The sequence below is a fragment of the Streptomyces buecherae genome (assembly GCF_014295035.1).
GTDB classification, from domain to species: Bacteria; Actinomycetota; Actinomycetes; order Streptomycetales; family Streptomycetaceae; genus Streptomyces; species Streptomyces youssoufiensis.
In genome coordinates, this window is the sequence record NZ_CP060404.1 from 7,529,136 (window position 1) to 7,553,397 (window position 24,262).

Here is a 24,262-nt window from a genome sequence, read left to right on the forward strand (position 1 = left end):
GGCCAGGCTCAGCCACCACACCTAGCTCGCGGTCGCCGGAGGGCGCCGGCCACGGCGCCCTCCGACGCAACCCCAGCACGGCAGTGAACGGACTGTGAAAGGGGAAGCCATGACAGCGACAGTCGTCGAAACAACCACCGTTTTAACGGCGGCCCGGCAGGCGACGGCCCGGGCCGTCGACCACCTGCTGGCCCGCCAGGACAAGGAGGGATGGTGGAAAGGTGACCTGGAGACCAACGTCACCATGGACGCCGAAGACCTCCTGCTCCGTCAGTTCCTCGCCATCCAGGACCCCGGCACCACCGCGGCGGCGGCCCGCCACATCCGCTCCCAGCAGCGCCCGGACGGCACCTGGGCCACCTTCCACGGCGGCCCGCCCGACCTCTCCGCGACCATCGAGGCGTACGTGGCGCTGCGCCTGGCGGGCGACGAGCCGGACGCGCCCTACCTGGCCGCGGCCGCCGCGTGGGTGCGCGAGGCGGGCGGCATCGCCGCGAGCCGCGTCTTCACCCGCATCTGGCTCGCCCTCTTCGGCTGGTGGAGCTGGGACGACCTGCCCGAGCTGCCGCCCGAGCTGATCTACCTGCCCAAGTGGGCGCCGCTCAACATCTACGACTTCGGCTGCTGGGCGCGGCAGACCATCGTGCCGCTGACCATCGTCTCGGCCAAGCGCCCGGTGCGCCCCGCGCCGTTCGCGCTGGACGAGCTGCACACCGACCCGCGCCGGCCCAACCCGCCGCGCCCGCTGGCCCCCGCCACCACCTGGGACGGCGCCTTCCAGCGCCTCGACCGGGCGCTGCACAGCTACCGCAAGGTCGCCGTCCGCCCGCTGCGTCGGGCCGCCATCCGCTCCTGCGCGCGCTGGATCATCGAACGGCAGGAGAACGACGGCTGCTGGGGCGGCATCCAGCCACCGGCCGTCTACTCGGTGATCGCCCTGCACCTCCTCGGCTACGACCTGGAGCACCCGGTGCTCCGGGCCGGCCTCGCCTCCCTCGACCGGTTCGCCGTCTGGCGCGAGGACGAGAACGGGGAGCGGGTCCGGATGGTCGAGGCGTGTCAGTCGCCGGTGTGGGACACCTGCCTGGCCACCATCGCGCTGGCGGACGCGGGCCTGCCGGACGACCACCCGGCCCTGGTGCGCGCCGCGGACTGGATGCTTGACGAGCAGGTGTACAAGCCGGGCGACTGGTCGGTGCGCCGGCCCGAACTGCGCCCCGGCGGCTGGGCGTTCGAGTTCCACAACGACAACTACCCCGACATCGACGACACCGCCGAGGTGGTGCTCGCGCTGCGCCGGGTCAGCCACCCGGACCCGCAGCGCGTCGAGCGGGCCATCCAGCGCGGCGCCGAGTGGAACCTGGGCATGCAGTCGAGCAACGGGGCCTGGGGCGCCTTCGACGCGGACAACGTGAGCCCGTTCCCCAACAAGCTGCCGTTCTGCGACTTCGGTGAGGTCATCGACCCGCCGTCGGCCGACGTCACCGCGCACGTGGTGGAGATGCTGGTGGCGCTCGGCGAGCGGGGCGACCCGCGCACCCAGCGCGGCATCGACTGGCTGCTGGCCGAACAGGAGCCGAACGGCGCCTGGTTCGGCCGCTGGGGCACCAACTACCTCTACGGCACCGGCTCCGTGGTGCCCGCCCTCGTGCTCGCCGGCATCCCCACCACGCACGCGAGCATCCGGCGGGCCGTGAGCTGGTTGGAGAGCGTGCAGAACGAGGACGGCGGCTGGGGCGAGGACCAGCGCTCGTACCGGGAGCGCGCGTGGGTGGGCCGAGGCGAGTCCACCGCCTCGCAGACCGCGTGGGCGCTGCTGGCGCTGCTCGCGGCCGGCGAGCGGGAGAGCGAGTGCGTGCGGCGCGGGATCGCCTGGCTGGCGGAGACCCAGCGCCCGGACGGCAGTTGGGACGAGCCGTACTTCACCGGCACCGGCTTCCCGTGGGACTTCTCCATCAACTACCACCTGTACCGGGTGGTCTTCCCGATCACCGCGCTCGGCCGCTACATCCACGCGCAGCCGTTCGGGGCGGAACGGCAGGGGACCTGATGGCGGACGCCTCCGCCGCGGACCCGGGCGCGGCCTCGCCGCTCCTGGTGGTCTGCGCGCTCGGCATCGAGCGGCTCGCGCTGCGCGGCGGCGACCGCGGCGCCGCCGCGGGCCCCGTGGTGCTGCTGCGCACCGGGATGGGCCCGCGGGCGGCCGAGCGCTCGATGGAGCGCATCCTGGCCACGGCGGCCGGGCCGGGGCCAGGGTGGTCGGGAGCGGGTGATGCCGAGCCCCCGGGGCGTGCGCCGGGTCCGGGCTCGGCGGCCGGTCACCGGCCGGTACGGGGCCCGGGCCCGGCGGCCGTCATCGCCACCGGCTTCTGCGCCGGGCTCGCCCCGGGGATGCACCCCGGCGACCTCGTCGTCGCCGACCAGACCCGCGACCACGCGGGCAGCACCGAGTGCACCGGCACCGAGGTGCTCGCCAGCGCCCTGGCCGAACTCTGCCGGCGCTCCGGACGCGGCCCCGCGCCCGCCGTGCACACGGGCCCGGTGGCCGGCTCCGACCACGTGGTGCGCGGCGCCGAGCGCGCCCGGCTGCGGGCGACCGGGGCCGTCGCCGTGGACATGGAGTCCGCGGCGACCCTGCGTACCGCCGTGCGGGCGGGCCCGCGTCCGGTTGCGGCCGTTCGGGTGGTCGTGGACGCTCCAGAGCATGAGCTGGTCCGCATCGGCACCCTGCGCGGTGGAATATCCGCCTTCCGGGTGCTCCGCTCGATCCTTCCTGCTTTCTGCCAATGGCACCGTTCGTTACCGCTCTCCAGGAGGTGAGCTAGATGGCCATGCCGCTTCGTCAGACCATCCGGGTCGGGACGTATCTCTTTGAACAGAAAGTGATCCGGCGGCGGGAGAAGTTCCCGCTGATCGTGGAGTTGGAACCGCTGTACGCGTGCAACCTCTCCTGCGAGGGGTGCGGCAAGATCCAGCACCCGGCCGGGGTGCTCAAGCAGCGGATGCCGGTGGCGCAGGCGGTCGGCGCGGTGCTGGAGTCCGGCGCCCCGATGGTCTCCCTCGCCGGCGGCGAGCCGCTCATGCACCCGCAGATCGACGAGATCGTCCGCCAGTTGGTCAAGCGCAAGAAGTACGTCTTCCTCTGCACGAACGCGGTGTTGCTCCGCAAGAAGCTGCACAAGTTCACCCCCTCGCCCTACTTCGCCTTCACCGTGCACATCGACGGCCTGCGCGAGCGGCACGACGAGTCGGTCGCCAAGGAGGGGGTGTTCGACGAGGCGGTGGAGGCGATCAAGGAGGCCAAGCGGCGCGGCTTCCGGGTCACCACCAACTCGACCTTCTTCAACACCGACACCCCGCAGAACATCATCGAGGTGCTCAACTACCTCAACGACGACCTCGAGGTGGACGAGATGATGATCTCGCCCGCCTACGCCTACGAGAAGGCGCCGGACCAGGAGCACTTCCTGGGCGTCGGCCAGACCAGGGAACTGTTCCGCAAGGCGTTCGCCGGCGGCAACCGCCGCCGCTGGCGGCTCAACCACAGCCCGCTCTTCCTGGACTTCCTGGAGGGCAAGACCGACTTCCCGTGCACGGCCTGGGGCATCCCCAACTACTCGCTGTTCGGCTGGCAGCGCCCGTGCTACCTGATGAGCGACGGGTACGTGACCACGTACCAGAAGCTGATCGAGGAGACCGACTGGGACAAGTACGGCCGCGGCAAGGACCCGCGCTGCGACAACTGCATGGCGCACTGCGGGTACGAGCCCACGGCGGTGCTCGCCACCATGGGCTCCCTCAAGGAGTCGCTGCGCGCGGCCAGGGAAACGGTGTCGGCCAACAAGTGAGGCCGCCGGCGCGGGCGCCGGGCACCCACCCCGAGCGGGGGCCGGCGCCCGTCCCCGGGGGGGGGCCGGCCCCCCGGCCCGCACCGGCCGGCGGGGCAGGACGAGCGACGCACACACGAAGGGGCAGGGGCATGACGGTGGCCGAATCGACGGGCTTCGACCTCGGCAGACTCCTCACGGAGCGCGGGGCCGAACGCTACGAACTGCACGCCCGGTACCTGAACCACCAGCTGCCGCGCATGCTGCACACCATCGGCTTCGACAAGGTCTACGAGCGGGCCGAGGGCGCGTACTTCTGGGACGCCGACGGCCAGGACTACCTGGACATGCTCGCCGGCTTCGGGGTGATGGGCCTCGGCCGCCACCACCCCGTGGTCCGCAAGGCGCTGCACGACGTCCTGGACGCGGGCCTGGCCGACCTCACCCGCTTCGACTGCCAGCCGCTGCCCGGACTCCTCGCCGAGCGGCTGTTGGCGCACGCGCCGCACCTGGACCGGGTGTTCTTCGGCAACAGCGGCACCGAGGCGGTCGAGACGGCGCTCAAGTTCGCCCGGTACGCCACCCGCAAGCCCCGGGTGCTGTACTGCCCGCACGCCTTCCACGGGCTGACCACCGGCGCGCTCTCGGTCAACGGCGAGGACGGCTTCCGCGACGGCTTCGCGCCGCTGCTGCCCGACACGGCGGTGCCGCTCGGCGATCTGGCCGCCCTGGAGCGGGAGTTGCGGCGGGGCGACGTGGCCGCTCTGGTGGTCGAGCCGATCCAGGGCAAGGGCGTGCTCGCGGCCCCGCCCGGCTACCTGCGCTCCGCCCAGGACCTGCTGCACCGGCACAAGGCGCTGCTCATCGCCGACGAGGTGCAGACCGGCATCGGGCGCACCGGGGACTTCTTCGGCTACCAGCACGAGGACGGCGTCGAGCCCGACCTGGTGTGCGTGGCCAAGGCGCTGTCCGGCGGTTACGTGCCGGTGGGGGCGACCCTCGGCAAGGACTGGATCTTCAAGCGGGTCTACTCCTCGATGGACCGGGTGCTGGTGCACTCCGCGAGCTTCGGTTCCAACGCCCAGGCCATGGCGGCCGGCCTGGCGACCCTCGCGGTCATGGAGCAGGAGGACGTGGTGGCCCGCGCCCGGCGCACCGGAGACCTGCTCCGCGAACGGCTCGCCGCGCTCGTGCCGCGCTACGAACTGCTGCACGAGGTGCGCGGCCGGGGGTTGATGATCGGCATCGAGTTCGGCCGGCCCACCTCGCTGAAGCTGCGCAGCCGTTGGACGATGCTTCAGGCCGCGCGGAAGGGGCTGTTCGCGCAGTTGGTGGTGGCGCCGCTGCTGCACCGGCACCGCATCCTGACCCAGGTCTCCGGCGACCACCTGGAAGTGATCAAGCTGATCCCACCGTTGATCATCGGCGAGCCGGAGGTGGACCGCTTCGTGGCGGCGTTCACGGACGTCATGGACGACGCGCACGACGGAGGCGGCCTGCTGTGGGAGTTCGGCAAGACCCTCGTGAAACAAGCCGTCGCCAGTCGGTGAGCGCGGGTGGCCGTGCCGGGCGCGCGCCCCGGCACGGGCCCCGCGCGCGCCGGCGGTCAGTCGGTCAGCAGCCGCTCGCGCAGCCGCCCACGCAGCGCGGGGGTGAGGCCGAGTCCCTCGGTGAGATAGCGCTCGGTGTCGCCCCAGGTCGTCTCGATCGCCTCGAACGCCGCCGCCAGATAGCTGGCCCGCGCGTCGAAGAGGGGGCCGATGAGTTCGAGCACCTCCGGCGACATGGCCTCGGCGGAGTCGCTGTGCCGCCGCACCTTGTAGCGGCGGTGCGCCGCCGCCGACGCCAGGTAGTCGGCCTCGATCGCCTCGGGGGTGACGCCGACGGCGAGCAGGGTGATGGCGATCGACAGGCCCGCGCGGTCCTTGCCGGCCGCGCAGTGCATGAGCGCCGGCACGCTGTCATCGGCCAGCGCGGCCAGCACGCGGGCGTGTTCGGCGGTGCGCGTGGTGACCATCGTGCGGTACGAGGCGGTCATCCGGCCGGCGGCCTGGCCGTCGGAGAGTTCGGCCCGGAGCTGCTCGATGTCGCCGTGGAAGACCATGGACCAGAACTCGGCGCCCTCGGCCGGGTCGGTGAGCGGGATGTTGACGTTGCGGACGCCGGGGAGCGCGACGTCGGGTCCCTCGACCCTGATGTCGGCGGCGTTGCGGAAGTCGAAGATGGTGTGCAGGCCCAGCGTGGCCAGGAACGCCGCGTCCTCCTCGGTCGCGTGGGCGAGGTGACCACTGCGGAAGAGCACACCCGACCGCACCCGCCGGCCGTCGATCGTCGGCAGGCCGCCCACGTCCCGGAAGTTCCTGACCCCCGACAGGCGCGGTTCCGTCTCGTCCGGGGTGTGGGGGGAGGCGTGCGGGATCTGCTGTGTCACGGCTGCTCCTCGGTGCGGGTGTGCCTGCTGTGGTCAACGAGAGGCTGGGGGCCGACCCTACGGTACGGGCCCGGCACCCCATCATTTCGGCCGCGCCCGCACCTTGTCATCGCCGGCGCAGATGCTTATTCCGGCTTTATGTGAGAGATCCAGTGGGATAGATCACCCCACGTCAACCCATGGTTACGGTGGCGTAGGTCACTTCACACGGAGGAGGATGTGCGGACGTGGCAGCCGATTCGAAGACCAATACCAGTGACGCGTTCGAGTCGTACGCGGCCGTCGGAGACAGCTTCACCGAAGGTGTCGGCGACCCGGGGCCCGACGGGGCCTTCATAGGCTGGGCCGACCGGCTCGCCGTGCTGCTGTCGGACCAACGCGCCGAGCACGACTTCCGCTACGCCAACCTCGCCGTGCGCGGCCGACTCCTCGACCAGATCGTCGAGGAGCAGGTGCCGCGCGTCCTTGAGCTGGGGCCCGAACTCGTGTCGTTCTGCGCGGGCGGCAACGACATCCTGCGACCGGGCAGCGACCCGGACGACGTCGCCAGCCGGTACGAGGCGGCGGTGGCCAAGCTCGCGTCGTCCGTGGGCACCGTGCTGGTGTGCACCGGCTTCGACACGCGCGACGTGCCGGTGCTGCGGCATCTACGCGGGAAGATCGCGACGTACACGGCGCACGTGCGCGCCATCGCCGACCGCTACGACTGCCCGGTGCTCGACCTGTGGTCGCTGCGCTCCGTGCAGGACCGGCGCGCCTGGAGCGCTGACCGCCTGCACCTGTCGCCCGACGGTCACACCCGGGTCGCCCTGCGCGCCGCGCAGGTCCTCGGCCTCGAGGTGTGCGCCGACCCCGACCAGCCCTGGCCGCCGCTGGCCCAGCGCCCCGCCGCGGCCGTGCGCCGGGACAACATCCACTGGGCGCGCGAGCACCTGGTCCCCTGGATCGGCCGCCGGCTGCGTGGCGAGTCCTCCGGCGACCACGTCGAGCCCAAGCGGCCCGACCTGCTGCCGCTCTAGTCCGCGACCGGCGCTCCGGGGCAGCGCGGGGCGCCGTCCGGGCGCGGGCTCGCGCTGTCGTTGGCGCCGGGCGTGGGCCCTGTCGGGCGGGCTCCGGCGCCGTTGCGCCGCAGTCCCGCGTCGTGCGGGAGCGGGCCCGTCAGGCCCGGAAGGGGCAGGCCCGTCAGGCGGGACCAGACAGGGGCAGGCCCGTCAGGCCCACATCGGGGAGGAACCGGCGGGCCGGTCCGGGAGGCCCGCGGACTGCGCCGGCAGACCGGCGGTCGGCAGATAGGCCCAGACGGCCCGGCCCTGGCCGCCCTCGCGCGGGCGCACGCCCCAGGAGTCGGACAGCGCCTCCACGAGCATCAGCCCGCGTCCGCCCTCCTGCTCCCAGCCGCTCTCGCGGGGGCACAGCGTGGCGTGCTCGCGCCCCTGGTCCGCCACCTCGACCCGGAGTCGGTCGGCGAAGACGCGTAGTTCGCAGCGGACCCGGTCGCTGTTGGTGTGCCGCACCGCGTTGGTGAACAGCTCCGATACGACGAGTTGGGCGTCGTCCCGCAGTTCGTCGCAGGCACCCCACTCGGCCAGCCGGGCCAGAACCCGCTTGCGTGCCTCAGCGACGGAGGTGCTGAGCGCCGGCAGATGGAACGCGTCCTGAAGGCGTTGGGCGACCGCGCCGCCCGGGCGTCCTAACCAGAGACCGTCGTATGAAGTGGCCACGCCGCAACTATGCGGCCCGTCAGTGACGAATGGCAAGCTTCAATCTGTAAATTGCAGAATCGTAAGAGCAGTCTGTTCGGTGAGCTGAGCACATGACAGACTGCTTACCTGTGACGGCGCTTGGAAGGGGAACGGCAGTGGCAGACGCACGGTCGGGAGGCGGTGCCCCGACCGTCTTGCGCGTGGTGCTCGGCAGGCGCCTGCAGGACCTGCGGGAGAAGGCCGGGCTCAGCTACGAGCAGGCCGGTCGTGCGCTCGACGTCACCCACGCCACGATCCGCCGGATGGAGAAGGCCGAGGTCGGCCTGAAGATCCCGTACGTCGAGAAGCTGCTGACCACCTACGGCGTGAGCGACCAGGAAGAGGTCGAAGGCTTCCTCGCGCTGGCCCGCGAGGCCAACCAGCCCGGTTGGTGGCACCGGTTCCGCGACGTGCTGCCGGACTGGTTCAGCGCCTTCGTCAGCCTGGAGGTCGAGGCCAACCTCATCCGCGCCTACGAGCCGCACTACATCCCCGGCCTGCTGCAGACCGAGGACTACACGCGCGCCGTGCTGCGCGCCGGCATGCCCCACGCCTCCGAGGCGGACATCGACCGCGGTGTCGCGTTGCGCAAGGAGCGCCAGGCGCTGCTCACCCGCGAGAACCCGCCGCTGCTGTGGGCCGTGCTCGACGAGACGGTGCTGCGGCGGCCGATCGGCGGACCCGGCGTGATGCGCGACCAACTCGCGCGCCTCATCGAGGCCACCGCCATGCCCAACGTCCGGCTCCAGGTCATGCCGTTCGACGCCGGGCCACACCCGGCCATGTACGGCCCCTTCCACATCTTCCGGTTCCCGATCCCGGAACTTCCCGACATCGCGTACTCGGAGAGCCTCGTCGGCGCCGTCTACTTCGACCAGCGCGATGACGTGTCGATGTTCCTGGAGGCCCTGGACCGGATGTGCGCGCAAGCCGCGCCAGCACAGACCACCGAGTCGATCCTCGGTGGCATTCGCAAGGAGATCTGAACCATGGATCGCATCTACAACGGCATGCCCGCCACCGACCTCGGCACCGAAGGCTGGCACAAGCCCTGGAGCGGGGGCAACGGGGGGAGTTGCGTGGAGGCCATGCGCCTCGGCGACGGCCGGATCGCGCTGCGCCAGTCCACCGATCCCGACGGCCCCGCCCTGATCTACACCCACCACGAGATCGCGCGGTTCATCCAGGGCGCGAAGGCCGGTGACGCCGACTTCCTCCTCGCCTGACCGCACCGCCTCGCCGGCCGCCAGCGCCGGCGAGGCGGTGCACGGGCGAGCGACCGCGGCGACACCACAGGCATCGGCACCGAGCGGAGCACGGCATGGTTGAGCAGGGCCCCTCGATCCCCGGGATCGACACCAGCAGGCCACACCCGGCCCGCATGTACGACTACTACCTCGGTGGAAAAGACAACTACGAGATCGACCGCGAGGCGGCCGAGCGTGTCATAGCCATGGCCCCCGAGGCCCGCCCCAGCGCCCGCGCCAACCGACAGTTCCTGCTCCGCGCCGTGCAGCACGTGGTGCGACAGGGCGTGCGGCAGATCATCGACATCGGCACCGGCATCCCCACCTCGCCCAACACGCACGAGGTGGCCCGGCAGATCGCCCCCGACGTCCGCGTGGCCTACGTCGACAACGACCCGATCGTGGCCACCCACGCCGAGGCCCGGCTGACCAACACGCCGGGCGTCGGCTTCCTGTTGGCCGACGCCCGGCAGCCGCGCCACATCCTGGGCCACCCCACCGTCCGCAAGCTGATCGACTTCGATCAGCCGGTGGCCGTACTGCTCCTCGCCGTCCTGCACTTCGTCAAGGACGAGGAGGACCCGGCCGGCATCGTCGCCGCGCTGCGGGACGCGCTGCCCGCCGGAAGCTACCTCGTCCTCAGCCACGGCACGGGCGACTTCCACCGCGCGGGCGGCGACGCCAGCGAGGTCTACCGGGCCGCCACCGCCTCCCTCCACCTGCGCGACCGGCCGGCCGTCGAGGCCCTGTTCGCGGGGCTCGACCTGCTGGAGCCCGGGGTCGTGCAGGCGTCGCGATGGCAACCGGAGGACCCCGCCGCCGCGGCGGAGGACAGCCGGGTCGCCTTCTACGGGGGCGTGGGCGTCAAGCGGTGAGCCTGGTCGGGCCGAGCGGCACCGGCACCGCGCCCGGCGCCGGTGTCCGCGCCGGTATCCGCTCCAACACGCCGCCGGCGAACACGTCGTACAGCGGCAGCGTCTCCAGGTGCACGTAGCCGATGTGGCAGTCGCACACCGCCCGCGTGCACGGGCGCGGGTGCAGGGCCGCCCGGTAGGACCCGTCGTAGAGGTTGCCCAACGCGTCGCGGACGAAGTGGCAGCGGCGTACCGTGCCGTCGCCGTCCACCGAGATGACCGAGGAGCCCGTCCGACAGGGCAGGCCGGCGCTCTCGTGCGGGTGCCGGCTGTAGCCGAACAGCGGGTCGATCGCGGTCCACTGCTCGGCCTCCGCGTCGGTGTACGCGCGCCCCTCGGCCGCGTTCACCCACAGGTAGACGTGCGCGGGCAGCGCGGCCCGCAGTCGGTGCGCCGCCGCCAGGTGCTCGGGCAGCCCCACGATGCCGACGCTGAACCGCACCCCGCGCTCGACCAACTCGCCGCACTTGGCCACGAACCGCTCGTACGGCGTCTGCCCCGGGTGGTAGGTGCACCACAGCGCCAGCGCGTCCAGGTCCGCCGCGCCCAGCCAGTCGGTGCGGCAGCTCAGATTGGTCTGGATCGCCACCCGGCGCACGTGCGACAGGTGGCTCAGCTCGGTGAGCGCGCGCCGGTACCAGGAGCGGACCAGCCCCTCGCCCCACGGCGTGAACAGCAGCGACAACCGGTCATCGGTGTGTTCGGCGACCCAGTCGGTGAAGCGCTCCAAGGCCGCCCGGTCGGCGCGCAACTGCTCGCGGGAGTCGCGGCGCTTGGCGAACGGGCAGTACGGACAGTCGTAGTCGCAGGAGGCCAGCGGCCCCCGGTAGAGCACGGTCAGCTCCGTGCCCGCGCCCTCGCACGGCCCGGGTCCGGCGCCGGTCGCCGACTCCTCTCGCATGTGCGCGCTCCTCACTTGGGCTCGTAGGCGGCCATGGCTTTCCGCACGGCGGGCGAGAACAGCAGCGGCCCGAGCGCGTCGGAGTGCGCCAACCCCTCGGCGGACAGCCGCAACACCTCGGGCCCGGCGCTCTCGTCGAGCCAGCCGCGCTCGGCGCACCGGGCCAACTCGTCCGCGAAGTCCGCGACAGGATCGGTGCCGAACCGCTGCCGGTACTCGGCCACCACCATCCCCGCGGCCTGGAGCACCGACTGCAACACGTGCCGGCGCCGGCGCTCGTCCTCGTCCATCCAACGGCCGTGCGTCGCCCGCGCGAACGCGTCGGCGGGCCGCGCCACGTAGTCGTCGACGATGGTCCGAATCTCGCGCATGTCCACGGCGTAGTCGAAGGAGTAGTGCAGCCGCGAGGTGTACGAGCGGGCGCCACATCCCAGGCCCACCATGCCGTCGCGCTGGCAGGCGTACTCGTCGTCGCCGACGACCGGCGCACCGCGACGCCGGAACATCCGCATCGACGTCTGCTCGTAACCGCTGGCCAGCAGCGTGTCGCGGCCGTGCCGGTAGAGCCGCAGCCGCTGCTCGTCCCAGGCCGGGTCCGCCCCGGTGCCGCCCCGGCCGAGGCCGGTCAGCGGCCGGACGTAGAGCGGGTACAGGTACAGCTCCTCGGGCCGCCAGGCGAGCGCCGCATCGAGGGAGCGCTGCCAGGACTGCTCGGTCTGGCCCGTGATGCCGTAGATCAGGTCGATGTTGAGCACGGGTATGCCGGCGTCGCGTACCCGGCCGAGGGCCGCCTCCACGTCCGCGCGGCGCTGCGGCCGGACGGCGGCCCGGGCCTCGGCCTCGACGAAGGTCTGCACGCCGAGGCTCAGCCGGGTGGTCCCGCGCTCGGCGAGCACCGCGAGCCGGTCCGCGGTCACCGTCGCCGGCGACGCCTCGACCGACAGCGGAACGGCCCGCAGGTCGGCGCCCATCCGCCGCTCGGCGATGTCGCACAGCCGGCTGAGTTCGGCGGCGGTCAGGAACGTCGGCGTGCCGCCGCCGAACGCGGCGTTCGCGAACCGTGGCGCGTCACCTCCCTCGTCCAGCGCCTCGCGCACGGCGCGCGCCTGCCGCTCCAGGGCGTCGAGGTAGGCGCCGGTGAGACCGTCGGGCGCGCCGATGCGGGTGAACAGGTTGCAGAAGCCGCAGCGGACCTCGCAGAACGGTATGTGCGCGTACAGCGACAACGCCCCGCGGTCCTCGCCCGCCCACAGCTCGCGCAGCGCGGGGCGGGGGTCCAACTTCTCGTACGCGGTCTTGTGCGGGTAGCCGTAGACGTACGACCGGTACGGCGAGCCGGTCGGGTCGGCGTCGTTGCCGGGCGTGCTGAGCGGGATGGTGACGGTCATGGGCCCTCAAGGAAGAAGTGGGTGTACGGCACGGTCCAGACGACGTCGTGGGCGAGCCGGTGGCCGGTGTAGCCGCCGTCGCCGTACGCCGTGCCGTGGTCGGAGCAGATGATGGCGAAGCAGCGGCGGCGGCTGCTCGCGGCGGCCAGCAGGCGGCCGATGTGCCGGTCGACGTACTCCAGCGCGGCGGCGTGCGTCTCCCACGAGTCGCCCGCCTCGCGCGTGGCGCCCGGCAGGTGGAACCAGTTGGGTTGGTGCAACGCGGAGACGTTGACGAAGAGGAACAGCGGCTGCTCGGCGGGGGTGCGGGCCACGACCTGCTCGGCGCGGGCCACCTGCGCCTCGAACGACGTGGGCGAGGCCACGGAGAACTCGGGCTCCCAGTGGCTCTCCCGGAAGAGGCCGGGCAGCACCGAGCCGAGCGCGCCGCCCTTGTTGAAGAAGCCCACGCCGCCGACGCAGGCCGTGTGGTATCCGGCCGCGGCCAGGCCCGACACCAGGTCGGGGGCGTCGAAGACGTACGTGCCGCTCGCGGTGGTCTCGCTGCCCGCGAAGCGCGCCGCGAACAGCCGTGGGTGCGGCCCCGGGGTGGCCGGCGTGGGCAGGAAGCCCGCGAACATCGCCTGGTGGGAGGCGTAGGTGAAGCTGCCGGGGGCGTGTCGGCGCTCCCAGCGACCGCCGGGCAGATGGCGCGCCAGGTGCGGCAGCCGGCCACGGGCCAGCAGGTCGACGGCCACGTCGTAGCGCAGCGTGTCCAGGGTGACCAGGAGGATGTCGTGGCTGCCCACGACGGCGTTCATGTCCGGCTCGACGAGGTGCGGCGCCTCGTCGCGCGGCTCGGGCGGTCCCCAACTCGGGCCCGGACAGCCGGGGTTCGCGCGCTCCGGTGCGGCCGAGGCCGCGCGGAGGTTCTGACCTGCGGGGTCAGCGGGTGGCATGGTGGTGGTGCTCCTTCGTCGTGACGGCGGCGATCTGCGCCCCGTAGGTGTCAAGCCCCTCGGCGCCGCTGCCGGGCAGACCGGTCAGCCGGGGCAACAGGTCGCCGAAGGCGTTGACCTCGCCGACGGCGAAGCGCCGCCAGCCCGTGCCGGGCAGCACGTCGACGCCGACGCACAGGGTGCCCGGGAAGCAGGCGGCGGCGCGCTCGGCCAGGCCCAGCACCTCGCCCCAAGCCACGCCGGCGGCCTCGGTCGCGGCGCGGGCGGCGGCCAACTCGCCGCGCGCCCCGCCCAGGTGCAGATTGGTCATCGGGGACCGGCTGGTACGCACCACGGCGTGCGTGGCCCGCCCGCCGACCACCACGATCCGCAGGTCGGCGGCGCGCCCGCGCTGCGACGCCTTCGGCAGCCAGCGCTCGACGTGCAGCCCGTCCGGCGCGAGCGCGTCCACCAGCGCGGCGACCTCCGCCTCGGTGGTGTAGCGGCGCACGCGCAGCGAGTTGAACAGCCGCCCGTCGGGGGAGCGCTCCACCGAGGTCCTGGCGGACACCCGACCGGACCCGGCCCACTCGACGGCCAGCACGCCGGAGGCCGACGAGCCGTGCGCGAGCTTGACGAAGGCGCGCCGCAACCCGCCCGTCCCCGCGAGCAGCGCGCGCACGTCGTCCCAGCCGCGCACGGGCGCGCAGGACCCCGCGGACTCGACCGCGCCGGCCCCGCCGGCCGAGGTCGACCGCACCCGCGGGGGAGTCGCCGGCGCGCGTGAGGTCGGCGACGGCGGCACCGGCACGCCGGCCGCCCGCAGCACACCATGGCAGCGCCGCTTGTCGAACAGCACGGACAACTCGCCCGGATCGTCAAGGAGTCGAGCCCCCGCCGCCCGCGCCGCGTCGGCCACCTCCACCGTGGCCGAGGTGAACCGCGCGTACCAGCGGGCCGTGCCCTCCACCCGGGTCGGATCGTCGACGCCGCGCAGCGCGCCCTCTACGGCCACGTCCTCACCCGGCGAGTCGATCCGCACGGTCTCACCCGGCGCGAAGACGGCCCCCGCGCGCAGCACCCGGGACCAGTCCACCACGCGCGGGGCGTCGAGCCCTGCGGCGCGGGCCGCGGCGGTGAACAGCGCAACCCGCCGACCGTCCCGCACTCCGACGACCGCGAAGCGCGGACCCCGTTCATCCGGCGCGTACGACGCGACGATGGCGGCTCACCTCCCCTTTCTCCGGCCCGTACCCGGGCTGTGCTGTTCCGGGCCCGGCGGACCTCGCGGGTCCACCGGGCCGCGCGGGCTCGCGGCGCGGCGAGCCCGTGCCCCCGCGCGTGACGCGCCCCTCGCGCGTCACGCGCCTGCCGTACGTGACGCGCCGGCCGGCCGACGCCCGGGACGCGGCGGCGCCTGACGGCGGGTGGGCGCGTACGTCACTCGGCGACCGCCGTGTAGCGGTGGATCTCGTCGCCGTCCTCCCACGAGTCGCCGGTCTCCGAGAGGTCGACCTCGACCCCGGCCGGCTCCCAGGCCGCGCGCAGCCGGTTGGCCACGTCCTCGGTGACGAAGTTGTGGTGCAGGTCGATCCACTTGAGGTGGGTGAGCGGCTGCCCGTCGAGCAGTGCCAGGGCGCCCGCGTCGCTGAGCACGCCCAACGAGAGGTCGAGCGAGGCGAGCTGGGCCACCACGGGCGCGGCGGCCACGGCCGTGGCGATCTCGTCCTGGATCTCGCTGTTCCGCAGCCCGAGGTGGCGCAGGCGCGGGAAGCGGCCACCGTCGAGCAGCGGCGCCAGGTCGGCGACCGTGGCGTCGCCGCCGTACTCCTCCACGCCCCACCACATCTCCAGGTACTCCAGGGCCGGCAGGTCGCTGGCGACCACGCCGCGCACCACCTCACCGGGCAGCCCGCCGGCCTCGAAGGTCAGCGTGCGCAACGCCTCGTGCCTGACCGCGGGGAACCGCAGCCCCGTGCCGCCGCGCACGCCCAGCTCACGCAGTCGCGGATAGGCGGCCAACACGGGCGTCACGTCGCCCTGCTCGATCCAGGAGATCTCCGCCTCCTCGGCCTCCAGGTCCCCAATGAACAGGGCCTCCAGGGAGGTCAGCCGGTCCTTCGCGGCCACCAGCAGCTCGACCACGTGGTCGGAGCTGTTGTCGTACGGCTCGCCCCACTGGCCGATGATCAGCGCACGCACCTTGGCGACGTCCACGGTCGACAGGAACCGCTCGAAGACCTCGGTGAACTCCTCCGTCTCGTCGCTGTACGGCGACGCGGCGATCGACCAGGCGACGACCTCCGCGGCCGGCAGCTCCGTCGACTCGCCCTTGGACGGGAAGACGAAGGTCGGCAGGCCGTGCAGTTCTTGCAGGTGCTCAACGGTCATGGGGTGGATCTCCTGGGTTCGGTACGGCTCGCGCGACGTGCGAGGGACGTTGCGAAGAGTTCTACCAAGCGGCACTGACAGTCGGGCCAGCGGGCGGCCAGCGGCAGGTGACGGCCGGCAGATGGCGGGCGTCGACCCCGTGGCGCCGCCTCCGTGGCGTCGGGCACGCGGCCGGTGGGCCGGGCCGTGGGTGGCGGGTGCGGTCGACTGTCAGACCCCCCACCTAACGTCGTGAGCGTCGCCGGAACACCTCGGCCAACTGCCCGACGGAGGAAGCACATGTACCGACAGGGAGACGTCCTGATCGTGCCGGTGGCCCGCGAGGCCCTGCCACCGAGCGTGGCCGCCCTACCCCCACGGCCACGGGACGGGCGTGGCCGGCTGGTCCTGGCCCTCGGCGAGGTCACCGGGCACGCGCACGCGGTCGTCGGACCGGGCTCGCTGGTCCGCGAGCCGGGGTTGGGCGGCGCCGGCTACCTCCACCTCCCGGAAGGCGGCCGGGTGGTGCACGAGGAGCACGCGCCGATACCGCTGCCGAAGGGCTGGTACCGCGTGGTGCGCCAGCGGGAGTACGCCCCGGGCGCGGTGCGCGTCGTCGCGGACTGAGCCGCCGACGCGGCCGTGGCCCGCGCGGCACCGCCCGCCGCGGGCCTGGCATCGCCACACACACCGAACGACAGAGGGGGAGCGGGAGATGACGAACACCGTCGGGGAACAGCAGCGCGTTGGGGAGCGGCAGGCCGGGGGAGGGGAACTGGCCGTGGACGAGCAGCGGACGCCGGCGCCGTCCGGGAACGCGGGCGGGACGGACTGGCGCGCGGTCGCCGCGGCCACCGCTGGCGCGGACCGCGCGGGCGCCGAGGCGGGCGTGCGACTGGCCTACCGGCAGGCCGGCCTGGCCGAGCCCGAGCGGGTGGTGTGGGCCGACTCGCCCCTGGTGGGCGCCGCGGCCGTGCTGTTGCTGACGGGGCAGCGCGCGACGCTGCCGGGCGTCGTCGCGGCGCGCGCCGCGCGGGCGCTGCGCGCGGCGGGTGTCGACCCGGACGCGCCCCGGCCGGGCCGTTCGGTGCGGGAGGCGGTGCGCAGCGGGCCATGGGAGGCCGAGCGGCGGCGCGTGCTCACCGAACTCGGCCCGCAGGGGTGGGCCGCGCGGTGGGCGCTGGCCTCGGCGCCCCTGTGGGAACTGACACGGGGCCTGACCGACCGCGTCCGCGCCGGCATCACCACCGGCCTCGCCGGCCCCGATCAGGGGCGCGCCGCCGGCGTCGTGATTGGCGGAAACATCGACGCGCCAGCGCCCGGACCCGACGAGCAACAGATCGGACAGCGGGACGGGCAGCGGAGCGAGCCACAGGGCGAACAGCGGGGCGCGGCCCAGGAGACGGCGGTGCGGCTGGCCCTCGCGTCGGCCGTGTTGGGTCAGCACGACGCGGCCTGGCTGGCCGCCTTCGACGGGGCCGAAGCGCTGGCCGGGGTGAGCGCGGTGGCCCGCGCGGCCGGCTGGTGGTGGCCGTACGAGACCGTGGCGGTTATCAGCGAACGCCCCCGCGAACTGCACCGGGACGAGGCGGGCCGGCTCGACCGAGGCGACGGCCCGGCCCTCGCCTACCCCGACGGCTTCGCCCTGTACGCCTGGCGGGGCATGCCGGTGCCGGCCGACTTCCTGGAGGGCCTCGGCGCGCTGGACGCCCGGCGCATCCGCACCGAGGAGAACGCCGAACTGCGCCGCGTGATGCTGGAGCACTACGGGTACGACCGCTATCTCAGCGAGTCCGGCGCCCAGCCGGTGCACCGGGACGAGACGGGGGTGCTGTGGCGCATCGAGTTGGAGGGCGACGAGCCGGTGGTGATGGTCGAGGTGGTCAACTCCACACCGGAGCCCGACGGTTCGTCCCGCACGTACTGGCTGCGGGTGCCGCCGCGCACGCGCACCGCACGCGAGGGCGTGGCCTGGACGTTCGGACTCAGCGCCGAGGCGTACGAGCCGCGGCGGCAGACCTGAGCCGACGCGACGGCCCCGCCCCCGGGGACTGGTCGCTCGCGCGGCGTCGCATAGGTTGAGGACAACCGCCCCGCGCGCCACCACCGGCTTCGCCCACGCCCCTTCCTAGGAGGTGCCTTGACCGGCCCCCACGCTCGACGCAAGCCCATCGCCGCGCTGCGGCCGGCGGCCTTCGGGGCCGACCCGACGGGAGAGCGGTTGGCCCGCATGCGGCGGTCACCGCAGTTCGCCGCCGGTCAGTTCCGCAACCCGTTGCCGACCCGCACCCTGCTTCCCGGCTCCACCGGTCGGCTGCTGCTCACCCAGCTCAGCAAGGTCGACCGGGCCCGCAGGGCACCGCGTGGCCACGTGCCGGTGCACCGCCCGATCGCGGCCGACTGGGCCGCGGAGCCGGCCTCGGGGTTGCGCCTCACCTGGATGGGACACTCCAGCGTGCTGGCCGAGATCGACGGGCAGCGGGTGCTCTTCGACCCGGTGTGGGGCCAGCGGTGCTCCCCCTTCCCCTTCGCCGGGCCGCGGCGCCTGCACCCGGTGCCGCTGCCGCTGGCGGAGCTGCCACCGGTGGACGTCGTGGTCATCTCCCACGACCACTACGACCACCTCGACATGCCGACGATCCGCGGCCTGGCCCGCACCGACACGGCCTTCGTCGTGCCGCTGGGCGTCGGGGCCGACCTGGAGCACTGGGGGGTGCCGGCCACCCGGATCACCGAGCTGGACTGGCACGAGTCCGGCAAGGTCGCCCACCTCACGCTGACCGCGACGCCGGCCCGCCACTTCTGCGGGCGCGGACTGCGCGGCGGACAGCACACGCTGTGGGCCTCCTGGGTCGTGGCCGGCCCGCGCCACCGGGTCTTCCACAGCGGGGACACCGGGTACTTCGCGGAGTTCACGGACATCGGCCGGCAGTACGGGCCGTTCGACGCGACGATGATCCAGATCGGCGCGTACAGCGAGTTCTGGCCCGAGATCCACATGACGCCCGCCGAGGGGGTGCGTACGCACCTCGACCTCCAGGGCGGGGCCAGCGGCGTGCTCCTCCCCATCCACTGGGCCACCTTCAACCTGGCCCCGCACCCGTGGGCCGAGCCGGCCGAGTGGACCAGGGACGCGGCAGCGGACGCCGGCGTCCCGGTGGCGTTCCCCCGCCCCGGCGAGCCCTTCGAGCCCGCGGGGGAGGTGCCGGTGGCTCCCTGGTGGCGGGTGGCGTGCGAGCCCGTCGACCGCCCGTGGCGCCGCCCCGACGCCGTGGGCCCGCAGCCGCCGACCCGCGCGGACGGTGAGCCGGGCGACGAGCGATGACGCCGGAGGCGGAACCCGAGCGGCGGCTCGCGCACGCGCCGGCCCGCCGCCAGTCGACCTCCGCGCGTGACCGCCGGGGTGCGGCGGGTCGGTCTCCGGGTGATCCCCGCTGTCCGGGGGCCACGCGTGGCCCCCGCACAGCACACGCTCGGTCGATCGAACCAGCCTGCCCGTGCCCGGGGCCACCCGCTCTCACCTGCGGTGCCGGATGGCGGGCCTCCTTCCTGGTCTGGTCCCGGTCGCCCGTGACAGGGGCTCGCCCGTGGGCTGCGCGGTTGCGCCGGCGGATGGACGCCACCTCTTGAGAGCTGGCAGGTATATCGAAGACTGATGTACGGTAGCGGGGTATCAACTGCCCGATAGGAGCGGTCACTTGAGGTTGTACGTCGAAGGCTCCAACTCTCCGTAATCAGGCGCTAAGTGCCTGTTTCCGCCGAGATCCGTGGGTGATGTCCGGGGGGACGTCTGCCCGGATTCAGCGGAATATGTGAGAGCTGCATGGAGGTGCCTGGATGGCAACCAACTCGACTCAGGACGTGTGCGACCACCGCACTCTGGAGGTCTGCCTGCTCCTGTCGACCTCGATGGTCGTCGGCCTTGTGTCTGGTCTCGTGCTCGCCCTGCTCGGGATAGCACCCGGCGTTGCTGTTGCTGGGGGTGCCGGAGCTTTGGCGGGAGCCTTTGGCCTCGGCATGAGTGCGCTCACCTACATCAAGAGGCAGGGCAACTAGCTGTACCCGCGGGGCGGCCACGGCCGCCCCGCTCAGTGCTGTGAGCTATGCCTTGGCGATAGCGGCCTTCGACTTCACGGCGAACACGACGACCTGTGCCGGAACGCCTTGGTCTCGACGTCGGGCCTGAGCGGCGAGACGGCCTTGGCCGCGACCAGGATCATGCCCATGCCCATGCCTGAGGCATCCGTGCGCGTCCGTGTGCCCATCGCGGACGGGCTGCCCGGTCAGAGCCGTCGCGACAGTGCCAGCCATCCCATCCCCTGACCTCGGGAAGCGGACGTGCACGGACAGTCGTCCGCCCGCGGATCGATCACCCGACTGGCCGAGTCGGTCGGTCGGACGCGTGATCCCAGATGGGCATGTCGGAGATGTGCGTGTGGCGGGTGAACGGGGAAGACGGCCAGGCGGGAAACGCCGACAGGAGCGTTGACGGGAGTGTGAAGGAGGAGGCGTGATGCGGCGCGACCCGGCGTGGTGGGCCTGTCGGCCCTCGGTGCGCGGTTGGCCCGCCTACCGCCAGGCAGGTGGCAGAGCGGGCATTTCGGTGTCGGAGGTGGCCGGGGGCGGGACAGGCAGGACGTGCCCGACGTGAAGGAGCCCGTAGCCGAACTGACCAAACGCAGCCGCCACCCCACCGTCGTGCAGGCGATACGGTCCACGGCGGCGGCGACCATCTCGTATGCCGTGGCCCTCCAGCTCAGCAGCGAGCCGGTGCCGCTGACGGCGCCGCTGACCGCCCTGCTCGTCGTGCAGGTCACCCTGTACGCCACGTTGACCACCGGCATTCGGCGGGTCAACGCGGTGGTGTCCGGGGTGCTCATCGCCATCGCGTTCAGCTCGCTCGTCGGGCTGTCCTGGTGGAGCCTCGGCCTGATCATCCTGGCTTCGCTGGCCGCGGGGCACCTGGTCAAGGTGCGTGAGTTCACCGCCGAGGTGGCGATCAGCGCCATGCTCGTCCTCGGGGTGACCCGGGTGGCCAACACAGCCTGGGACCGGGTGCTGGAGACGCTGATCGGGGCCATCGTCGGGCTGCTGTTCAACTTCCTCTTCGCGCCACCGGTCTGGGTGCGGACCGCCAGCGAGCACATCGAGGACCTGGCCTGCCGGCTGCGCGAGCTGTTGCTGCACATCAGCGGCGGGCTCGGCGAGCACACCCCCGTCGACCGGGCCGCGGCCCGCCTGCACGAGGCCCGTCGGCTGGACAACGACGTCACTCGGGTGGATGCCGCGCTGCGGCAGGCGGAGGACAGCCTGCGCCTCAACCCGCGGGTCAAGGAGGGCCTGTTGCACCGGGTGGTGCTGCGTACGGGCCTGGACACGTTGGAGATCTGCACCGTGGTGGTGCGCGTGCTCACCCGTACGCTCACCGACCTGGCCAAGCACCGCAGGGGCGAGCCACTGTTCGAACCCGAGGTGGCCGACGCGCTGGCGGAACTGATCGAGCACGTCGCCGACGCCGTCGAGAGCTTCGCCGTCCTGGTCACCACGCAGGTCAGCGCCGACGCGCAGCAGGCCGAGACACGGCTGACGGAGGTGTTGGACGCGGCGGCGGACAGCCGGGAACGGGCCGCGCGCCTGCTCGGCGAGGCCGTCCAAGCCGACCCCCGCCAGTGGCACCTGCGCGGCGCGCTGCTCTCGGAGATCGACCGGATGCTGGACGAGATGGACATGGAGCACCGCACCACGCGGCTCATGGAGGAACTCGACCGCAACGCCCGCGAGGACCGCGGGCGCTTTCCCCGGCTGCGCAAGCTCGTCAGGTTGTGACGCCGCGCGGCCGGCCGCCGGGTTGCTGGACCGCTGGGCTGTGGGGGGCGTTCGGCCGCTCGCGCGGGCCGGCCGTGCGCGAGCGCCGTCGGGCGCCGGTTGTTCGGCGCGCCGTCAGCCGTCAGCCGTCGGCCGGGGCGTCGGCGCTCGTCCTACGCGACCCAGTGCGGGCGTCGCGACGCGGGATGGGCGGGGAGGCCGTCGGCGAGGGCGGCGGCCATCCGGTGTACCGCCTCGCGCAGCGTGTCCGCCGGCATGGTGAAGGGGATGCGCAGCCGCTGTTCGAAGATGCCGGGGTCGGCGGCGAAGACGGCGCCGCTCTCGATGCGTACGCCGTGGTCCAGCGCCCGGTCGGCCAGTGCCGAGGCGATCGGCTCGGCCAGGTCGACCCAGAGCGAGAGCCCGCCGGGCGGCAGCCGCCAGGTCCACCCCGGAAGATGCTCGGCCAGGGCCGTGGTGAGCGCCGCGCGCTGCTCGCGCATCCGCTCCAGCCGGGGCGGCAGCAACTCGCCGGCCCGTGCCAGCAGGGCGACGGCCAGGAGTTGGTCCAGCACCGATCCGCCCATGTCGGCGGCGACGCGCTGTCCCGCCAACTCGGTGACCAGGCGCGCGGGCGCGCGCAGCCAGCCGATCCGCAGCCCGCCCCAGTGGGTCTTGCTCATCGAGCCGATGGTGACGACCTGTCCGGTGCCGCCCGGCGCGGCGTGTGAGGCGAACGGCGGCGGGGCCGGGACGTCGAGTGCGAGGTCGGTCAGGGTCTCGTCGATGACCAACCACGAGCCGGAGCGCCCGGCGGCGCGCAGCACCCGGCCGCGGTCGGCCTCGGGCATGAGGAGGCCGGTGGGGTTGTGGAAGTCGGGGATGAGGTAGGCCAGTTGGGGCACCACCTGGCGCAGGGTCGACTCGATGATCTCGATGTCCCAGCCGGCGTCGGTGACCGGAACCGACACGGTGCGCAGCCGCGCGCGGCGCATGGCCTCCAGGGCGTTGGGATAGGACGGGTTCTCGACCACGACCCGGTCGCCAGGACCGCACAGCAGGCCCAGGACGAGGGTGAGCGCGTGTTGGGCCCCCGAGGTCACCAGGATCTGCTCGGGCACGGTCGGCAGGCCGCGCGCGGTGAACCGCTCGGCGACGGCGGCGCGCAGCTCCGGTAGGCCGTACGGGTGGTAGCCGGGCGTGTGGACGTGCTCGACCAGGTGCGGGGTGATCTCGGCGAGGGCGTCGAGCAACGCCTGCTCGGGCAGTCCGGAGGCCGCCCTGGCCAGGTCGATCGCGGTGTCCTGGGCCCCGAGCAGCCGGCCCACGCCGGTGGGGGCGTGCCCGTCGGGCAGGGATGTCCAGGTGCCCGAGCCCTGGCGGCTGCGCGCGTAGCCGCTCTCGCGCAGCAGGTCGTACACGGCGGTGACGGTGGTGCGGCTGGTGCGCAGCGCGGTGGCCAACTCCCGCTCGGCGGGCAGCTTCACGTGCAGGGCGATCCGCCCGTCCAGGATCAGCGCGCTGATGGCCTGGGCCAGGTGGCGGTAGGCGGGCCGGGTCCCCGCGGGGTCGGGCAGCATCGCGGCGAGTTGACGGCTCCCCACGCGCCGCTCCGTACGGCCCGATCGACCTCCGGATGTGAACCCGCGCGCGTCAGCCATACCACCCTCCCGATATTGGCCCTGTTTTCCAGGCCAATCACTCTACAGAGTGGCCCACCGGCGGCCCTTGGTGGTCCACGGCCTACGGCCCACGGTCCACGACCCAGGTCACGGCCACGGCTACGGCCCGGGCAGGCCCCCGGTGGCTCGCGCGGGCGAGGTGGCGTGATGGCATACGGAACGGCGGAGGCGACGAGGCATGCAGCAGGACACGACGGGGCCCTCCGCGTACGAGCCCCGACCTGGCCGGCCCACACCCGCGCCCGCGTCCGCGCGTGAACCCGCGCCCACACCCGAACCCGCGCCCGGATCGGCACCCGCGCCCGGGCCAGGCACCGCGCCCGTGCGACCGGCCCGCTCCTGTGAGTCCCACGCCAGCGGTGGCCCGCCGCTGACCTACGTCCGGCTCGGTGAGCGCCCGCTGCGGCGGCTGCCGCAACTGTTCGCCGGGCTCGCGCTGTACGGCCTCAGCCTGGCGGTCATGGTGCGGGCCGCGCTCGGCATCAACCCGTGGAGCGTGCTGTACGAGGGGTTGGAGCGGCACACCTCGCTGAGCTTCGGCACCCTCAGCGGCCTCGTGGGGGCGCTCGTGCTGCTGCTGTGGATTCCCCTGCGGCAGCGGCCGACGTTCGGCACCGTGGCCAACATCGTCGTCCTGGCGTTCTCCGCCGACCTCGGCCTGTGGCTGCTGCCCGCGGACCTGGGGCTGCCCGGCCGGATCGCCCTCCTCGTCGGCGGCATCCCGCTGAACGGGCTGGCCGTCGCGGTCTACGTCGGCGCGCGCTGCGGGCCCGGACCACGGGACGGGTTGATGACCGGCGCGTCCGCCCTGACCGGGCGCTCCCTTCGGCTCGTCCGCACCCTGATCGAACTCACCGTGCTGGCGGTGGGCTGGCTGCTGGGCGGCGGCGTGGGGGTGGGCACCGTGGTCTACGCGCTCACGGTCGGCACGGTCACCCAGTTCTGCCTGCCGCTGTGCGCCTACCGCACCCCGGCCGAGCGCACGACGGCCCCGACCGGCTGAGGGGGCGCGGTGGTCGGCGCCGTGCCGTACGTCCG

Annotated in this window: 22 protein-coding genes; 14 read left to right on the forward strand and 8 right to left on the reverse strand. The window is 73.4% G+C overall.

Annotated elements, in window-relative coordinates:
* The first annotated feature begins 109 nt into the window (after window positions 1-109).
* The 4 genes from shc (at window position 110) to H7H31_RS30120 (ending at window position 5,377) form a co-directional block, all read left to right on the forward strand.
* Window positions 110-2,050, forward strand: a complete 1,941-nt coding sequence (shc, locus tag H7H31_RS30105; RefSeq protein ID WP_187064931.1) for a squalene--hopene cyclase — start codon at window positions 110-112, stop codon at window positions 2,048-2,050.
* Window positions 2,050-2,820, forward strand: coding sequence for a 5'-methylthioadenosine/S-adenosylhomocysteine nucleosidase family protein (locus tag H7H31_RS30110; protein WP_187064932.1), 771 nt, complete (start codon window positions 2,050-2,052; stop codon window positions 2,818-2,820). Before shc ends, H7H31_RS30110 begins: the two co-directional genes overlap by 1 nt.
* A 5-nt stretch (window positions 2,821-2,825) precedes the next feature.
* Window positions 2,826-3,848 (forward strand): adenosyl-hopene transferase HpnH, encoded by a 1,023-nt coding sequence (hpnH, locus tag H7H31_RS30115; RefSeq protein WP_187064933.1) that lies wholly within the window; start codon window positions 2,826-2,828, stop codon window positions 3,846-3,848.
* Between the two features lie 131 nt (window positions 3,849-3,979).
* Window positions 3,980-5,377 (forward strand): aspartate aminotransferase family protein, encoded by a 1,398-nt coding sequence (locus H7H31_RS30120; protein ID WP_187064934.1) that lies wholly within the window; start codon window positions 3,980-3,982, stop codon window positions 5,375-5,377.
* 56 nt (window positions 5,378-5,433) lie between these two features.
* On the opposite strand, the gene H7H31_RS30125 is transcribed toward H7H31_RS30120, so the two are convergent.
* Window positions 5,434-6,258 carry a tyrosine-protein phosphatase gene (locus H7H31_RS30125; RefSeq protein ID WP_187064935.1) on the reverse strand — a complete coding sequence of 275 codons (825 nt, stop codon included), beginning with the start codon at window positions 6,256-6,258 and terminating at the stop codon, window positions 5,434-5,436.
* A 227-nt stretch (window positions 6,259-6,485) separates the two neighbouring features.
* Here H7H31_RS30125 and H7H31_RS30130 point away from each other — a divergent pair, with 227 nt between their 5' ends.
* Complete coding sequence (locus H7H31_RS30130) at window positions 6,486-7,277, forward strand: SGNH/GDSL hydrolase family protein (RefSeq protein ID WP_187064936.1); 792 nt, start codon at window positions 6,486-6,488, stop codon at window positions 7,275-7,277.
* A gap of 192 nt (window positions 7,278-7,469) precedes the next feature.
* Here the strand turns inward: H7H31_RS30130 and H7H31_RS30135 are convergent, their stop codons facing one another.
* On the reverse strand, window positions 7,470-7,979 hold the full coding sequence (locus H7H31_RS30135; RefSeq protein ID WP_187064937.1) for an ATP-binding protein: 510 nt from the start codon (window positions 7,977-7,979) through the stop codon (window positions 7,470-7,472).
* Between the two features lie 137 nt (window positions 7,980-8,116).
* Here H7H31_RS30135 and H7H31_RS30140 point away from each other — a divergent pair, with 137 nt between their 5' ends.
* From H7H31_RS30140 to H7H31_RS30150, 3 genes are all read left to right on the forward strand, one after another.
* Window positions 8,117-8,986, forward strand: coding sequence for a helix-turn-helix domain-containing protein (locus H7H31_RS30140; protein WP_187064938.1), 870 nt, complete (start codon window positions 8,117-8,119; stop codon window positions 8,984-8,986).
* 3 nt (window positions 8,987-8,989) lie between these two features.
* The gene (locus H7H31_RS30145; RefSeq protein WP_187064939.1) at window positions 8,990-9,226 is read left to right on the forward strand and encodes a DUF397 domain-containing protein; all 237 of its coding nucleotides are present in this window, start codon (window positions 8,990-8,992) and stop codon (window positions 9,224-9,226) included.
* A gap of 95 nt (window positions 9,227-9,321) precedes the next feature.
* A complete protein-coding gene (locus H7H31_RS30150) occupies window positions 9,322-10,122 on the forward strand; it encodes an SAM-dependent methyltransferase (RefSeq protein ID WP_187064940.1) in 801 nt (266 codons plus the stop codon).
* Here H7H31_RS30150 and H7H31_RS30155 read toward each other — a convergent pair.
* The 5 genes from H7H31_RS30155 to H7H31_RS30175 all read right to left on the reverse strand — a co-directional run bounded on the left by H7H31_RS30155 (window position 10,112) and on the right by H7H31_RS30175 (window position 15,758).
* Window positions 10,112-11,062 carry an STM4011 family radical SAM protein gene (locus tag H7H31_RS30155; protein ID WP_187064941.1) on the reverse strand — a complete coding sequence of 317 codons (951 nt, stop codon included), beginning with the start codon at window positions 11,060-11,062 and terminating at the stop codon, window positions 10,112-10,114. The genes H7H31_RS30150 and H7H31_RS30155 overlap by 11 nt on opposite strands.
* 11 nt (window positions 11,063-11,073) lie before the next feature.
* Complete coding sequence (locus H7H31_RS30160; protein ID WP_187064942.1) at window positions 11,074-12,450, reverse strand: STM4012 family radical SAM protein; 1,377 nt, start codon at window positions 12,448-12,450, stop codon at window positions 11,074-11,076.
* Window positions 12,447-13,250, reverse strand: a complete 804-nt coding sequence (locus H7H31_RS30165; RefSeq protein WP_187064953.1) for an STM4013/SEN3800 family hydrolase — start codon at window positions 13,248-13,250, stop codon at window positions 12,447-12,449. The genes H7H31_RS30160 and H7H31_RS30165 overlap by 4 nt, the downstream gene beginning before the upstream one ends.
* A gap of 124 nt (window positions 13,251-13,374) precedes the next feature.
* Entirely contained in the window at window positions 13,375-14,535 is a 1,161-nt protein-coding gene (locus H7H31_RS30170; RefSeq protein WP_232110144.1) for an STM4014 family protein, read from the reverse strand.
* A 272-nt stretch (window positions 14,536-14,807) separates the two neighbouring features.
* Window positions 14,808-15,758: an STM4015 family protein gene (locus H7H31_RS30175; RefSeq protein ID WP_187064943.1), complete on the reverse strand. Its 951-nt coding sequence runs from the start codon at window positions 15,756-15,758 to the stop codon at window positions 14,808-14,810.
* Window positions 15,759-16,037: 279 nt separating this feature from the next.
* Between H7H31_RS30175 and H7H31_RS30180 the strand changes: the two genes are divergently transcribed.
* The 5 genes from H7H31_RS30180 to H7H31_RS30200 all read left to right on the forward strand — a co-directional run bounded on the left by H7H31_RS30180 (window position 16,038) and on the right by H7H31_RS30200 (window position 21,563).
* Window positions 16,038-16,364, forward strand: coding sequence for a hypothetical protein (locus H7H31_RS30180; RefSeq protein ID WP_187064944.1), 327 nt, complete (start codon window positions 16,038-16,040; stop codon window positions 16,362-16,364).
* An 88-nt stretch (window positions 16,365-16,452) separates the two neighbouring features.
* A complete protein-coding gene (locus H7H31_RS30185; RefSeq protein ID WP_232110145.1) occupies window positions 16,453-17,760 on the forward strand; it encodes a DUF6745 domain-containing protein in 1,308 nt (435 codons plus the stop codon).
* Between the two features lie 117 nt (window positions 17,761-17,877).
* On the forward strand, window positions 17,878-19,062 hold the full coding sequence (locus H7H31_RS30190) for an MBL fold metallo-hydrolase (protein WP_232110146.1): 1,185 nt from the start codon (window positions 17,878-17,880) through the stop codon (window positions 19,060-19,062).
* Window positions 19,063-19,574: 512 nt separating this feature from the next.
* The gene (locus H7H31_RS30195) at window positions 19,575-19,793 is read left to right on the forward strand and encodes a hypothetical protein (RefSeq protein ID WP_187064945.1); all 219 of its coding nucleotides are present in this window, start codon (window positions 19,575-19,577) and stop codon (window positions 19,791-19,793) included.
* Window positions 19,794-20,375: 582 nt separating this feature from the next.
* Window positions 20,376-21,563 carry an FUSC family protein gene (locus H7H31_RS30200; protein WP_187064946.1) on the forward strand — a complete coding sequence of 396 codons (1,188 nt, stop codon included), beginning with the start codon at window positions 20,376-20,378 and terminating at the stop codon, window positions 21,561-21,563.
* A 152-nt stretch (window positions 21,564-21,715) separates the two neighbouring features.
* Here the strand turns inward: H7H31_RS30200 and yczR are convergent, their stop codons facing one another.
* The gene (gene yczR, locus H7H31_RS30205; protein WP_308284260.1) at window positions 21,716-23,146 is read right to left on the reverse strand and encodes a MocR-like transcription factor YczR; all 1,431 of its coding nucleotides are present in this window, start codon (window positions 23,144-23,146) and stop codon (window positions 21,716-21,718) included.
* 400 nt (window positions 23,147-23,546) lie between these two features.
* On the opposite strand from yczR, the gene yczE reads away from it, so the two are divergent.
* Entirely contained in the window at window positions 23,547-24,227 is a 681-nt protein-coding gene (gene yczE, locus H7H31_RS30210) for a membrane protein YczE (RefSeq protein ID WP_197995977.1), read from the forward strand.
* Window positions 24,228-24,262 lie beyond the last annotated feature (35 nt).

Coding starts and splice junctions, on each gene's coding strand:
- shc (WP_187064931.1), top strand. CDS start 110: ATGACAGCGACAGTCGTCGAAACAACCACCGTTTTAACGGCGGCCCGG.
- H7H31_RS30110 (WP_187064932.1), top strand. CDS start 2,050: ATGGCGGACGCCTCCGCCGCGGACCCGGGCGCGGCCTCGCCGCTCCTG.
- hpnH (WP_187064933.1), top strand. CDS start 2,826: ATGGCCATGCCGCTTCGTCAGACCATCCGGGTCGGGACGTATCTCTTT.
- H7H31_RS30120 (WP_187064934.1), top strand. CDS start 3,980: ATGACGGTGGCCGAATCGACGGGCTTCGACCTCGGCAGACTCCTCACG.
- H7H31_RS30145 (WP_187064939.1), top strand. CDS start 8,990: ATGGATCGCATCTACAACGGCATGCCCGCCACCGACCTCGGCACCGAA.
- H7H31_RS30150 (WP_187064940.1), top strand. CDS start 9,322: ATGGTTGAGCAGGGCCCCTCGATCCCCGGGATCGACACCAGCAGGCCA.
- H7H31_RS30155 (WP_187064941.1), bottom strand. CDS start 11,062: ATGCGAGAGGAGTCGGCGACCGGCGCCGGACCCGGGCCGTGCGAGGGC.
- H7H31_RS30160 (WP_187064942.1), bottom strand. CDS start 12,450: ATGACCGTCACCATCCCGCTCAGCACGCCCGGCAACGACGCCGACCCG.
- H7H31_RS30165 (WP_187064953.1), bottom strand. CDS start 13,250: ATGAACGCCGTCGTGGGCAGCCACGACATCCTCCTGGTCACCCTGGAC.
- H7H31_RS30175 (WP_187064943.1), bottom strand. CDS start 15,758: ATGACCGTTGAGCACCTGCAAGAACTGCACGGCCTGCCGACCTTCGTC.
- H7H31_RS30180 (WP_187064944.1), top strand. CDS start 16,038: ATGTACCGACAGGGAGACGTCCTGATCGTGCCGGTGGCCCGCGAGGCC.
- H7H31_RS30185 (WP_232110145.1), top strand. CDS start 16,453: ATGACGAACACCGTCGGGGAACAGCAGCGCGTTGGGGAGCGGCAGGCC.
- H7H31_RS30195 (WP_187064945.1), top strand. CDS start 19,575: ATGGCAACCAACTCGACTCAGGACGTGTGCGACCACCGCACTCTGGAG.